General features: G+C 68.2%; 13 protein-coding genes. 7 read left to right on the top strand and 6 right to left on the bottom strand.

Features of this window, described 5'->3' with window-relative positions; all coding sequences use genetic code 11:
• Position 1: 1 nt before the first annotated feature.
• On the top strand, positions 2–418 hold the full coding sequence (locus tag NWFMUON74_RS24240; RefSeq protein ID WP_187684089.1) for a cytochrome c oxidase subunit 4: 417 nt from the start codon (positions 2–4) through the stop codon (positions 416–418).
• Positions 419–478: 60 nt separating this feature from the next.
• On the opposite strand, the gene NWFMUON74_RS24235 is transcribed toward NWFMUON74_RS24240, so the two are convergent.
• Complete coding sequence (locus tag NWFMUON74_RS24235; RefSeq protein WP_187684088.1) at positions 479–1765, bottom strand: FAD-binding oxidoreductase; 1287 nt, start codon at positions 1763–1765, stop codon at positions 479–481.
• 1111 nt (positions 1766–2876) lie between these two features.
• On the opposite strand from NWFMUON74_RS24235, the gene NWFMUON74_RS24230 reads away from it, so the two are divergent.
• The 3 genes from NWFMUON74_RS24230 (at position 2877) to NWFMUON74_RS24220 (ending at position 6283) form a co-directional block, all read left to right on the top strand.
• On the top strand, positions 2877–3644 hold the full coding sequence (locus NWFMUON74_RS24230) for an SDR family oxidoreductase (protein ID WP_187684087.1): 768 nt from the start codon (positions 2877–2879) through the stop codon (positions 3642–3644).
• 137 nt (positions 3645–3781) lie between these two features.
• Entirely contained in the window at positions 3782–4954 is a 1173-nt protein-coding gene (locus NWFMUON74_RS24225; RefSeq protein WP_187684086.1) for an aminoglycoside phosphotransferase family protein, read from the top strand.
• A 135-nt stretch (positions 4955–5089) separates the two neighbouring features.
• Positions 5090–6283, top strand: a complete 1194-nt coding sequence (locus tag NWFMUON74_RS24220; protein ID WP_342452772.1) for a cytochrome P450 family protein — start codon at positions 5090–5092, stop codon at positions 6281–6283.
• A 94-nt stretch (positions 6284–6377) separates the two neighbouring features.
• Here NWFMUON74_RS24220 and NWFMUON74_RS24215 read toward each other — a convergent pair whose 3' ends face one another.
• From NWFMUON74_RS24215 to NWFMUON74_RS24200, 4 genes are all read right to left on the bottom strand, one after another.
• Positions 6378–6590 carry a DUF397 domain-containing protein gene (locus tag NWFMUON74_RS24215; protein ID WP_187684084.1) on the bottom strand — a complete coding sequence of 71 codons (213 nt, stop codon included), beginning with the start codon at positions 6588–6590 and terminating at the stop codon, positions 6378–6380.
• A gap of 269 nt (positions 6591–6859) precedes the next feature.
• Complete coding sequence (locus tag NWFMUON74_RS24210) at positions 6860–7072, bottom strand: DUF397 domain-containing protein (protein ID WP_187684083.1); 213 nt, start codon at positions 7070–7072, stop codon at positions 6860–6862.
• Positions 7062–7943, bottom strand: a complete 882-nt coding sequence (locus tag NWFMUON74_RS24205; protein ID WP_187684082.1) for a helix-turn-helix domain-containing protein — start codon at positions 7941–7943, stop codon at positions 7062–7064. The genes NWFMUON74_RS24210 and NWFMUON74_RS24205 overlap by 11 nt, the downstream gene beginning before the upstream one ends.
• 395 nt (positions 7944–8338) lie before the next feature.
• Positions 8339–9520, bottom strand: a complete 1182-nt coding sequence (locus tag NWFMUON74_RS24200; RefSeq protein ID WP_187684081.1) for an FAD-dependent oxidoreductase — start codon at positions 9518–9520, stop codon at positions 8339–8341.
• 141 nt (positions 9521–9661) lie between these two features.
• Here NWFMUON74_RS24200 and NWFMUON74_RS24195 point away from each other — a divergent pair, with 141 nt between their 5' ends.
• The gene (locus tag NWFMUON74_RS24195) at positions 9662–10300 is read left to right on the top strand and encodes a TetR/AcrR family transcriptional regulator (protein ID WP_187684080.1); all 639 of its coding nucleotides are present in this window, start codon (positions 9662–9664) and stop codon (positions 10298–10300) included.
• A gap of 45 nt (positions 10301–10345) precedes the next feature.
• On the opposite strand, the gene NWFMUON74_RS24190 is transcribed toward NWFMUON74_RS24195, so the two are convergent.
• Positions 10346–11074: a DUF6008 family protein gene (locus NWFMUON74_RS24190; protein ID WP_197986905.1), complete on the bottom strand. Its 729-nt coding sequence runs from the start codon at positions 11072–11074 to the stop codon at positions 10346–10348.
• A 171-nt stretch (positions 11075–11245) separates the two neighbouring features.
• On the opposite strand from NWFMUON74_RS24190, the gene NWFMUON74_RS24185 reads away from it, so the two are divergent.
• Positions 11246–11584 carry an MmcQ/YjbR family DNA-binding protein gene (locus NWFMUON74_RS24185; protein WP_187684079.1) on the top strand — a complete coding sequence of 113 codons (339 nt, stop codon included), beginning with the start codon at positions 11246–11248 and terminating at the stop codon, positions 11582–11584.
• Positions 11585–11645: 61 nt separating this feature from the next.
• A complete protein-coding gene (locus NWFMUON74_RS24180; protein WP_187684078.1) occupies positions 11646–13040 on the top strand; it encodes an ATP-binding protein in 1395 nt (464 codons plus the stop codon).
• The last annotated feature ends 12 nt before the right edge of the window (positions 13041–13052 follow it).

The raw sequence follows: 13052 nt of genomic DNA, 5'->3' as shown, positions 1-13052 counted from the left end.
CATGAAGGTCGAAGCACGCATCTTCGAGCTGCTCACGGTGTTCTTCATCATCGTGGCGATCGTCTACGCCTTCTTCACCGCGCAGTCGCGCACCGGCGTCGAATGGGCCGGTACCACCGCGATCGTGCTGACCGCGGGCCTGACCCTGATCGTGGGCACCTACTTCCGCTTCGTGGCCCGCCGGCTGGATCTGCGGCCGGAGGACTACGAGGACGCCGAGATCGCGGACGGCGCCGGCGACCTGGGCTTCTTCTCGCCCGGCAGCTTCTGGCCCATCCTGATCGCCGCGGCCGCCTCGGTGACCGCGATCGGGTTCGCGTTCTTCCAGTTCTGGCTGATCGGCATCGGGGTGGTCTGCATCCTGATCGCGGTGGGCGGACTGGTCTTCGAGTACCACCTGGGTCCGGAGAAGCACTAGACGCAGACGAACACGGCGCCCCGGTCGAATTCCGACCGGGGCGCCGTGCTGTGTTGCCGGTTACTCGGTGTCGTAGCGGCGGGCGCGTTCCGAGCGGCAGATGTCCTCGATGGCGGCGTCGATCTCGCGCAGCAGTTCGGGGGTGCCGGACTTGCCGGTGTAGGTCCCGGTGGGCCGCACGCGGCAGGTGAAGGTGATGAAACCGTGGTCCTCGCCGGACAGCTCGTGCAGGTACGGCGACCGCACACCGTAGGTCATGGCGGAGATGACGGTGAAGCAGCCGCTGCGCTCGCGGTAGTCGGTGAACAGGTCGTGCAGCCGGTGGAACACCGCGGTGTAGGTCGACAGCGGGGCGAACACCGCGACCCGGTGGGCCGGGCCGCGTTCGGCGGAGGTGATCACCGTGTCGGCGAGGAACTCCGCGTCGCGCAGGGTGAGTACCTTCGGCGCGAACATCAGCGCGCCGGCGGCGGCGTTGCGCACCGGCATACCGGCGGGGCCGCGGGCGGCGGAGGCGATGGCGCCCAGCGACTTCCGGGCCCGGGCGCCGAGTTCGCGGCGGGCGCGCAGCGACGGCGTGGCGGTGGTGGGGTGCAGGCTCGACCACTGCCCGAACCGCACGGTGCCCAGCTGCACGTGCCCGGTGCCGACCGGCCGCGAGACCCGCAGCGGGGAGGTGTCCACCCAGCGGCCGACCTGGAGCATGGCGTCGCCGGGGTTGCGGATCTCGGCGACGGAATGTTCGACGAAGGTGTCGAAGTCGAGGAAGCGGTGCGGGTCGGAGGCCAGCCAGGTGTGGTCCTTGTCGACCTCGACGGCCTCGAGGGTGAGGGCGGTGATGATGCCCGTGCGCCCCGCGCCGCCGAGGATGCGGCGGAAGCGGTCGGCGTGGTGGGTGCGCCCGCACGTGCCGAATCTGCCCTCGGGATCGACGTATTCGAGCGCGACGACGTTGTCGCTGAACATGCCGTAGCGGTGCGAGGCGGCACTGAGACCGCCGACGGCGGCGAATCCGCCCGCGGTGATCTCGCGATGGTCGCCGACGATGGGCAGCCCGAGGCCGTGCGCGGCGAGGGTGCGGTCGACATCGGACAGGCGCGCGCCGGCCTGCACTCGCACCAGCCGCGCGTCGGCGTCGACGGCCTGCACGCGGTTCATCCGCCGCAGCGACAGCACGACGCGGCGGTCCGGCGGGGCGAGGTCGTCCTCGTAGTCGCCGCCGTGTTCGCCGCGCTCGCCGCCGCGGACGGTCAGCGGCTGGGGCCGGGAGTCACGCACTGTGCGGACGACGTCGGCGGTGTCGCGGGGTAGATATTCTTCCGGCGGATCGGCCAAAGGGGTGCTCATACCGTCGCCTCGCTCCTGTTCGGCTCCGGCATGCGCACGGGCGCATGGTATTTCAGGACTCGCTCGCTGCGCACGCTCATGGCCCCACAGCTAACCACAGTCGCGCCCGTTCGTCTGCCCCGAGCCCGCGTCGTGGATGGGGACCCCGGCGCGTCGCCCACAACAGGTCGCCAGGGTGGGCGTCGAGTGATGAGCAACGGGGTGCTCGGTGGCTGAGCGGGGTGGAGTGATGGGCAGCGGCTGCCCGCTCGCAGGGCCGGGTGGAGTGTTGGGCAACGGCTGCTCGCTCGCAGGCCGGGTGGAGTGTTGGGCAACGGGGCTTGGGCGCGGGGTGGGCATCGAGTGTTGAGCAGCGCTGCTTGGTCGGGGAAAGGGGTCGAGTGGTGGGCTGCGGCTGTTCGGTTGGAGACCGGGTCGGTGTGGCGGGATGCTTGGGCGCGGGGCAGGTAACAAGTGTTGGGGCAACGGGGCCTTGGGCGCGGGCGGGCATCGAATGTTGAGCGACGGATGCTTTGGTCGGGGAACGGCTCGGTGTTCGGGTAGCGAGATGTTCGGTCGGAGAACGGCATCGAGTGTGGGGCAAGGACTGTTTGGTCTTGGAACGGGGCGAGTGTCCGGCAACGAGTGGTTGGTGGGAGGAACTGGCGCGAGCGTTGGGCGGTTTTGGAAGTGGCCGGATCTTGGGTGGTGAGTGGGCATCGCGCGGTGGGAGGTGGGTCGTTGGTTGGGGAGTGGGCATCGAATGTGGGGCAACAGGTGCTCGATCGCAGGGTGGCATCGAGCGTGGTGCAACGGGTGCTCGGTCGGAGAACGGAGGTGGGTGGTGGGGGATAACTGGAGTGAGTGTTGGGCGGGGGACGGTTTTGGCCAGGGCGTGCAGATGGGCCGCCACACCAAGCCGCAGCCGGCGCGTGGCCTGGACGAGGCGCACCAGGCCGGTCTGGTAGGAGGCGGGCGGGTCCTGGGTGGTCGGGGAAGTGGGTCGAGTAGTGGGTGGGTGGTCGGGGAAGTGGGTCGAGTGGTGGCGGTTGTGGTGGGGATCGGAGGGGGGTAATCAGGTGGGGCGGGTTTGTTTCGAGGGCGTGGCTGCTGTGGGAAGGGGAGCGGGTCGATGAGTACGGTTCTGGTTGCTGGGGGTAGTGGGGCGCTCGGTCGGCACATTGTGGAGCGGTTGCGGGTGCGGGGGCACGACGTCAGAGTCTTGTCGCGGCGGGAGGAGGTGGGCACGCATGTCGGTGATCTGGCGACGGGGGAAGGCGTGCGGGCGGCGGCGGAGGGGGCCGAGCTGATCGTGCATGCCGCTTCCGACTTTCGGCGGTTCGGCAGACCGGATGCGGCGCAGACCCGGAATCTGCTCGCGGTGGCGGGCGGGGTGCGGCAGCTGTTGTACGTATCGATCGTCGGGATCGATCGGATTCCGTTCCGGTACTACCGCAACAAGCTCGCCTGCGAGGAGCTGATCGCGAACAGTGGTGTGCCGCATACCATCCTGCGGGCCACGCAGTTTCACGACCTGATCGCCGCCGCGCTCGGGGCAGTCGAGCGACTGCCGCTGGCCCCGCTGCCGCTGGACTTCCGTTTCCAGCCGGTGGCCACCGGGGACGTGGCCGTGCGGGTGGCCGATCTGATCGAGGGCGAGCCGCTGCGCCGGGCACCGGATTTCGGCGGGCCCGAGGTGCTGACCCTGGCCGAACTGGCCGCACAGTGGCGCGCCGAACGCGGCCGGCCCCGCCGGACGCTGCGTGTCCCGCTGTGGGGCAGGGTCGCTCGCGGTTTCCGGGAAGGCGTCAATACCTGCCCGGACCACGCCGACGGCACCCAGACCTGGGCCCGCTACGTCGCCGGAGACCCGGGCGGAGCGTATCGCCTCCGAGGGTAGCGCGTCTGGCTGGGCAATGTGGTTGTTGTGCATAGATTTCCGGCACGACGGGCTACCATGTCCGGGCCCCGCGCCGCTGTGATCCAGCCGCGGGTGGCTCGGACGGTGTTGTCGTACTTCGGAACAGAGGCAAGCGCATGAACCACAAGCTCTGGCTGCTCGGGCGATCCGTCGTGGTCGGTGCTCACCTACTAGGCGAGAAGATCACCCGGCCCAAGGCGCGGTCCATCGACGACGTGCCGGTCTCGGGCGAGACGATCACCCCGGAATGGCTCACGGCGGTGCTGTGCCGTGACGTGCCGGGAGCGGAGGTGCTGTCGTTCGATAACGCCGACGGCAGCCAGGGCACGTCGACCCGGGTAGCGATCCGGGTCGAGTACAACGACGCGGGCGTGGCGGCGGGCCTGCCCACCGAACTGTTCGCGAAGACCACCACCGCGTTCAGTCAGCGGATCCTGCTGGGCGGCGGTCAGATGATCGAGGGGGAGACCCGCTTCTTCAGGGACTTCCGCCCGCGAGTCGATCTGGAGGCCCCCATCGGCTACTGGGGTGTCTCCGATCCGTCGTCGTGGCGGTCGATCGCGCTGATGGAGAACATCGCGGCGACGCGCGGCGCGGTGTTCAGCGAGCCGACCGCTCCCATCGCCCGCGACCAGATCGAAGACCTGGTCCGCAATCTGGCCCGACTACACCGCACGTTCTGGGCGGACCCGTCCATCGCGGTCCTGAACACCCCCGCCTACATGCTCGACGCCTATCTCGCCGCGATCGATATGAAGAAGCGCTGCGAGGTCGGCTTGCAGCGGGCGGCGGAGGTCGTGCCCGAGGCCCTGCACGGGCAGAGCGAGCGGTTGTGGGCGGGCGTGGAGCGCGCGATCGAGATCGCCACCCACGACATTCCCCCGACCCTGCTGCACGGCGACCCGCACATCGGGCAGACCTACGTGACCCGCGACGGCCGGATGGGCCATGTCGACTGGCAGGTGGTGATGCGCGGCGGCTGGGCACACGATTTCGCCTACGCCGTGAACTCCGGGTGCGAGCCCGAGGACCGCCGCGCGTGGGACCGCGACCTGCTGGCGGCCTACCTCGACGAGCTGGGGCAGGCCGGTGGTGCGGCGCCGTCCTTCGATGACGCCTGGCTGCTCTACCGCCAGCAGTCGATGTTCGCCTATGCCGCATGGGCTTTCACGATCGGCCGGGCGGCCTATCAGCCCAAGATGCAATCCACCGAAACATGCCTGACGCTGCTGAAACGGATCACCACGGCGATCGACGATCACGACGCGTTGACCGCTCTCGGTGTCTGATCGGCGGGCGATCACCTTCTCTCCACATTCGATCCGAATAGTCTGGAGTTATTGTTGAGTACCTCGCATTCCGGGACGCGCGGGCAGACGTGTCCCGTTATTCACAATTCACCGATAGATTCCGACGGCCCCCGGGTGGCCCTGTACTCACCCGAGTTCGCCGCCGACCCCCACGATGTCTACCGCGAGATGCGGGCGCAGTACGGCCCGCTGGCTCCGGTGGAGTTGGCGCCCGGCGTACCGGCCACGCTGGTGATCGGTTACCGCACCGCGGTGCGAATTCTCAACGACCCCGAGCATTTTCCCGCCGACCCGCGCGTCTGGCAGCAGTCCGTGCCCGCCGACTGCCCGATCCTGCCGCTGCTGGAATGGCGTCCGATGGCCAGCCGCAGTACCGGGGCGGATTTCGCGCGGTATCGGCAGGCGATCACGGCGGGCATCGACACCGTGGATCTGTACGCGCTGCACGGGATCGTGGAGGATATCGCGATTCCGCTGATCAACGGTTTCTGCCAGGACGGCCGGGCCGAGCTGATCAGTCAGTACGTGTATCCGCTGGTTTTCGAGGTCGTCAATTACATGCTCGGCTGCCCGCCCGAGATCGGGCAGCAGGTCGCCGCCGGTACGGCCGCGTTGCTCGAGGGCGTCGACGCCGAGGAAGGCAACCGGATCCTCGGGGAGGCGTTGATGAGTCTGGTGACTCTCAAACGCTCCGAGCCGGGTAACGACATCACCTCTGTGCTGCAACAGCATTCGTCGGCGCTCGACGATGTGGAGGTATCGCATCATGTGTCCCAGGTCTACGGGACGGGCATCGAATTCGAACTGAATCTGATCGCCAATACCCTGCTGGTGATCCTCACCGACGATCGGTTCGGCGACAGCGTGCTGGGCGGGAGCCTGTCCTCCCGCGACGCCCTGGACGAGGTGTTGTTCGACGACCCGCCGCTGGCGAATCTGCTGATCACCTATCCCCGGCAGCCGATCCTCATCGATGGCGTCTGGCTGCCGGCCCATCAGCCGGTCGTCATCAGCATGGCCGCCTGCAACAACGATCCCGCCATCCGCACGGGTGCCCTGACGGGCAATCGCTCCCATCTGGCCTGGGGCATCGGCCCGCACGCCTGCCCCGCGCAATCGCTGGCGTGCCTGATCGCCCAGGACGCCATCGACCAGCTCCTCGACGCGCTGCCCGAGATCACCCTCGACGTCTCGGAGGGCGCGCCCGCCTGGCGTCCGGGTCCCTTCCACCGGGCATTGACGGCATTGCCGGTCAGCTTCCCGCCCTCCGCGCCGCTGAACCTGAGTGGGTCGGGACACCGGGCTTGACCCCACAGGCCGTGCTCCGGTCGAACGGCCTCGCACCGAATCTTGTTCGGTGCGAGGCCGTTCCGGTACTCGCTTCGCCGGGCTTGTGCCGGGACTACTCGCTGGACGCGGGGAACGTGCCGCCTCGCACGCTCGCCGCGAAGGCGTCCCAGTCGCCCGGGGTGAAGACCAATGCCGGGCCGGACGGGTTCTTGGAATCCCGGACACCGACCAAGCCCTGTTCAAGGAAGGCGACCTCGACGCAGTCCTTGGAAGCCCCGCTGCGGCTGCTCTTGAACCACCGGGCTCCGGATAGATCAACGTTCACGCTGGTACTCCCTTGGTCTGCGGGACAGTGTCCTGCGGCCGATCTCGTTCAACGCTACATGCCAGATTCGTTCGTGCTGCCCAATACCGTTGCGCGCCGCCTTCTTTCGCCGAGACGAACGCTCGTGTAGTTCTCGGCGTCGCTGAACCTGAACGGATCGGCACGTCCGGCTTGACCCCGCGGACCGTGCTCCGGTCGAACGGCCTCGCACCGAATCCTGTTCGGTACGAGGCCGTTCGGTACTCTCTTCGCCCGGCGGTGCGCCGGAACTACTCACCGGAGGCGGGGAACGTGCCGCCTCGCACGCTCGCCGCGAAGGCGTCCCACTCGCCCGGGGTGAAGACGAGTGCTGGGCCGGACGGGTTCTTGGAATCCCGGACACCGACCAAGCCTTGATCGAGGAAGGCGACCTCGACGCAGTCCTTCGACCCACCGCTGCGGCTGCTCTTGAACCACCGGGCTCCGGATAGATCAACGTTCACGCTGGTACTCCCTTACCATATTGCGCAACAGCGCCCTGCTGCCGACCTCGTCCAACGTTACCTGCCGAATGCGTTCGTACGCTGCCCAATACCGTTGCACGACGCCAACTTTCTCCGAGTACATGTCGCCGGTGTAGTTCTCGGCGTAGACGATCGTCGGCTCGATCGGCGCACCTCGGCTGTCCTCCGGGAACTCGAGGATGACGAACGTTCCGATCAAGTCGCCCGTCGGCATGCCGGAAGCGAACGGCAGCACGCGGATGCTGACATTGGGCCGGGTGCCGATATCGGCCAGATGCTTCAGCTGAGCCGCCATGATCGACCCACCGCCGATCACTCGGCGGAGCACCGTCTCACCGAGTACCACGGTGAGCTGCGTCGGCTTGATCCTTCGAGTGATCAGGTGTTGTCTCCGCATCTTCATTTCGATGCGACGCTCATGTTCCTCGTCCGTGTCACCAGGATTCGAGAGCCGAGCCAGTGCGCTCGCGTAGTTCGCCGTCTGCAGCAGGCCCGGAACAAGGTCCGGTTGATAGGTCGTCAAGTTCTCTGCCGCCGACTCCAACCCCATGAACACACTGAAGTTCGCCGGAATCAGATCGCCGAACTCGTGCCACCACGACTTCTCCGCTGCCTGTTTGGCCAGACCGCGCAGCGCCTCGCCCTGTTCCGGATCGATGCGGTAGATCTCGATCATCGCATCCAGGTCGCGGTCTCGAATCTTCTGATTCTGACCCTTCTCGTATCGCTGCAACGTGCTCGTGCCCCAATCCAAAAGCCGGGAGGCGCTGTCCAGTGTCAGCCCGATCGCCTCGCGCGCCTCGCGGAGCAACCGCCCGAGCTCACGGCGTGTGATGCTGCTGTCCCCCATAGATTCGTCCCCTTTCCGATCGTCCGGTGTTGCCGATTCGGGAAGGTTCCGGCACGAATTCCGGCACATGTGCTGGGCTTTCGGCCGGATCCGAACGGTTTCCCGTTTCGCCTTCCCGGTCACTGCTGATTGGTGTGTCCTATTCCCACCACGGACGAGCCCGGTCCTCGGCACATATCTCCCCTGCCCTGGATGGAAATGTGCCGGGACTACTCGCCCCCGAACGACAACATCGACCGAAGGTCCCGAATGATGCTCAATGTACAAGAGGTACAACCGAATTCGTCTCGAACAAAATACATGTTCGACACGTTTCCGGTAGCGAACGTCTCGGCGAGTCGCGACGTGTCGCGGAAATACGGTGCGGGACGCGGGAATTCGAGCAAGCGTCCATATTACGAGCGTGTTATCGCCGTTTTCGGTCGGTCCGACTCCGGCTGTGCGCCGAAGAGCTGATCCGCCATCCGGAGCGAGGCATCGATGGTGTCGAAACCGCGTGGGAGCATGACGGTTTCGTAGGCGGCGACCGCTTCGGTCGGTGACTGTTCGCCGCGCGCCGCGGCGAGCAACTCTCCGGCGAGGGTCGCCGCGTCCCGCAGGGCGGTGTTCGCGCCGACGCCACCGGTCGGGGGCATGGTGTGGATGGCGTCGCCGAGCAGGGTGACGGGGCCGGACGGCCACGCCGGGACCCGTTGCCCGGCCCGCAACGCGATCGTGAAGAACGTGCCGGGTTCGGCGTGGGCGAAGATTTCCCGCAGCTCCGGATGCCATCCAGCGGTGGCGGTGAGCGTGAGCTGCCACAGCTTCTCCGGGGGCAGCGTGAACAGTTCCGCGTCCGGCACGCCGAACCGCTCCGGGCGTGCGAGCAGGGTGACCATCGTGTAGTCCGGCGCGCCGTCGACGTGGGAACGGTAGCGCACCGGCGCGAATCCGGCCCCGAATCCGGTGTCGTCGGAGACCCAGTTGAACCCGCGCCGGATCGCGGCCGGATACAGCGCCTCGGTCTCCGGCGTCAGCACCATCCGGCCGTAGACACAGCGGATGCCCAGATCCCGCACCGTGGCATGCGGGAGCAACTGCCGCCGCACTGCCGAGCCGACACCGTCGGCGCCCACCAGCAGGTCACCCTCGTCGGCGGTGCCGTCGGCGAAATGCGCTCGCACCCGGCCGGATTCGGTGATCTCGTATCCGGTCAGGGTGTGCCCGAATCGGACGTCGAGATCGGTGAGCAGACCCCGGCGGAAGACGTTGCGGTCGACATTGGTGATCTCGTCGTCGGTGAGACCGGGGAAGTGCTGCACCATCACCTGCTCCAGGCGGTGGGTGTACATGCCCAGCACGTCGTCGTTGCGGCCGCTGGTGCGGCGCACCAGGTCGAACGTCTGTGGCGGCAGGCAGGCGCGCAGTGCGGCGTTGCCGTCGGCGTCGATGTGCAGCCGGTAGCCCTGATTGCGGGTCTGCGGCGTGGGGTCCTGCTCGTGGACGGCGACCGCCAGCCCGCCCTGCCGCAGCGCCTGGGCCAGCGCCAGCCCGCCGACGCCCGCACCGGCAATGAGAATTCTTGGTACGTCAGGCATTTCGGGATCCTTCGTCCTCCGGCGGGTGCTGTCGCCCGCGCCACCATTTCATCGTCAATCGCTCGCACAACTCTGTCAAGTATTTGTTTGATTAGTTCATGTAGAGGATTGAGAAAAGCAGGCGGAGGTATGATCCGAGGTGTGTCCGTCCCGAAACCCCGCAGGTCCCCCAAGCCGCAGGAGCGGCAGCGCGATCCGGAACGCACCCGCGCGCTGATCCTGGACGCGGCCGCCGCCGAGTTCGGCGCGCACGGGTACGCGGGCGCGCGAATCAGTGCCATCGCCGCCCGGGCGGGCGTCAACGTGCAGCTGATCTCCTACTACTTCGACGGCAAAGAAGGCTTGTACCAGGCTGTTTCGCAGCAGTGGCAGGAGCGGCGGCGGGAGTTGGTGCCACCGGGCACGCCGCTGCCCGAACAGTTGCGCCGCTATGCCATGGAGGCGGTGCACAATCCGGACGGCGCGCGCCTGCTCGCTTGGAGCGGGTTGCAGTACACGGGGCCCGACAGCGACCCGGACCACGAACCGCGCGCGCGGATATTGGGCGAGAGCGTCGACGAGCTACGCGCACTGCGGGATTCGGGCCACCTGCCGGAGGAGGTGGACCCAGCGTGCCTGCTGGTCATGCTGATGGCGGCCGCGATGGCGCCGACCACGCTGCCGCAGGTGGTCGAGGGCGTGTGCGGCGTCGACCCCCGATCCCCGGAATTCCTGGCCCATTTCGCCGACCAGGCGGCGGTGCTGGCGCGGCTGCTCAGGCTGGAGCAGCTCCCCGGCTGATACCGCACCCGGGATGACGAGGGCGCGAAGAGTGCTGTTTCAATACTAGGTGAGGGCCGGGACCGCTTCGTCGGCCGTGGTCGTGGTCGCGGCCTTGCCGGTGGTCGCGGCGTAGTAGGGCGCGGCGATGGCCGCCCGCTCCCGCCACAGGTGGTAGAGCGCCATGGCGAAGATCGTGGTGCCGATGACGTTGGCGAAGAAGTGCCACCAGACGCGGTAGGTCCAGAGGCCGGGCCCGGCGTCGAGCAGGCCGAACCAGGTGGACAGACCGATCGCCTTGGCCCCGAACAGCACCGACACGGTGAGGGCGATGTGCTCGAGCCCGTGGATGCCCTGCATCAGCACGCCCATCCGCCCCCAGCGCCGCGCCCGGCTCGCCACCGCGTGCCGGGTGATCAGGGCGACACCGGCCAGCCCGGCGAGGAAGTGGAAGTTGCCGACCAGGTGCAGGATCTCCATGCCCAATGCGGGTTTCATATGGTCCACCTGGCCGAACCCGTTGGCCAGGGCGGTGCCCCACGGCGTCATCCAGCCCGGTTCGTTGGAATGCCCGACCCAGTAGGCGACCTGGGCGACGTGCTCCTGGAAGTGCCCGAGCTGCGCCAGCACGCCCAGTCCGACGACAGCGAGCCCGGTCTGGAACATCCACGGCCGCAACGGCTTACGCAGGCACAGGAACAGGACGGCGACCCCCGCCCACATCACCACCATCCAGACGACCATCCCGATGGCCCCGGCGACGGCCCATCCGCTGACCTCGGCAGTGTGCTGCATCTCCAACCGCCTTCCGGCTCGCCCGGCGACCGCGCCGATCGTGGCGTCCGATCGTTTGCGGCTCGAACCTACATCGGCGCAAGATCGTCCGTGCCGGTTTTCAGCGGCCTTGAAAAATCTCACAATTCGCCCGAAAATCCCACGGTGGGCTCGCCTGGAAAGATACGTGGCATGAGTGCCACCGGGGACGAGGTCCGCGCCTTTGCTCTGTCGTTGCCGGAGACGTCGGAGCAATTCGCCTGGGGTATGCCGATTTTCCGGGTGGCGGGCAAGCTGTTCCTGACCCTGCCCGAGAACGAGACGTCGATGGCCGTGCGCTGCCCGATCGTCGACCGCGACGAACTGGTCGTCGCCGAGCCCGCCAAATTCTGGATCGCCGCGCACGAGGCGAACAACGCCTGGGTGCGGGTGCGGCTGGCGGCGCTGGACGATCGCGACGAGCTGAAAGCCATCGTCACCGACTCGTGGCGGCTGGCCGCGCCGCGAAACCTGGTGGACGAGGCCGGGTGAGCGGGTTCGCTGGAGTTACTCCACGTCGACCGGAGGGCGAAATCGTCGTAGCGTCGATGTCGTGACTGTTCCAGAACACTTGCCCGGCACCGCGGGCGAGCTGCGCGCCGCCGGTTACCAGCCGCGCGGCGTCAAGACCGAGATCCGCGAGAACCTGCTGACCCTGCTGGGTTCCGGCGGCGATCCGTGGCCGGGCATCGTGGGCTTCGACCGCACCGTCCTGCCGCAACTCGAGCGCGCGCTGCTGGCCGGGCACGACGTGGTGCTGCTGGGCGAGCGCGGCCAGGGCAAGACCCGATTGCTGCGCACCCTCGCGGGCCTGCTCGACGAGTGGACGCCGGTGATCGCGGGCGCCGAACTGGGCGAGCACCCGCTGGAGCCGATCAGCCCGGCCGGTCGGCGGCTGGCCGCCGAACTCGGGGACGACCTGCCCGTCGCCTGGCGGCATCGTTCCGAACGCTACGCCGAGAAGCTCGCCACCCCCGACACCTCCGTCGGCGACCTGATCGGCGACGTCGACCCGGTGAAGGTGGCCGAGGGCCGTAGTCTCGGCGACCCGGAGACCATTCACTTCGGCCTGGTCCCGCGCGCCCACCGCGGCATCGTCGCCATCAACGAGCTGCCCGACCTGGCCGAGCGCATTCAGGTCGCGCTGCTGAATGTGATGGAGGAGCGCGACATCCAGGTGCGCGGCTACACCCTGCGCCTGCCGCTGGACGTACTGCTGGTCGCCACCGCGAACCCGGAGGACTACACCAACCGCGGCCGCATCATCACCCCGCTGAAGGACCGGTTCGGCGCCGAGATCCGCACCCACTACCCGCTGAGCATCGAGGCCGAGGTGGATCTGGTCCGGCAGGAGGCGGACCTGGTGGCCGAGGTCGGCGATCCGCTGATCGAGGTCCTCGCCCGGTTCGTGCGGCAGCTGCGCGAATCGGCCGCCATCGACCAGCGTTCCGGCGTGTCCGCGCGGTTCGCGGTCGCCGCGGCCGAGACGGTGGCGGCCGCCGCGCTGCGCCGCTCCGCGATCACGGGGGAGCGGCCCGCGGTCGCCCGCCCGGTCGATCTCGAGTCCGTGCCCGCCGTGCTGCGCGGCAAGCTGGAATTCGAATCCGGTGAGGAGGGACGCGAGCAGGAGCACCTGACGCATCTGCTGCGGCGCTCGTTCGCCGAGACCGCGCGCGAGCGGCTGGGCGGACTGAACCTGCGACCGCTGGCCGAGGCGATCGGCGACGGCAACCTCGTCACCACCGGCGAGCGGGTGCCCGGCCAGGAGGTGCTCGCGGCGCTGCCCGAACTGCCGGTGCTGCACGAGGTCGCCACCCGGCTCGGGGTGGGCGCCGAGGATTCCCCGACCCGCATCGCCGCCGCCGTCGAATTCGCGCTGGAGTCGCTGTATCTGGCCCGGCAGATCGCCAAGGACTCCGACGAGGGCACGACGGTGTACGGCCGGTGACCGTTCCAGCCT

The sequence above is a fragment of the Nocardia wallacei genome, from assembly GCF_014466955.1.
GTDB lineage: Bacteria > Actinomycetota > Actinomycetes > Mycobacteriales > Mycobacteriaceae > Nocardia > Nocardia wallacei.
The sequence above is the reverse complement of the archived record's forward strand: the minus strand, read 5'-3'. Positions and strand labels throughout refer to the sequence as shown.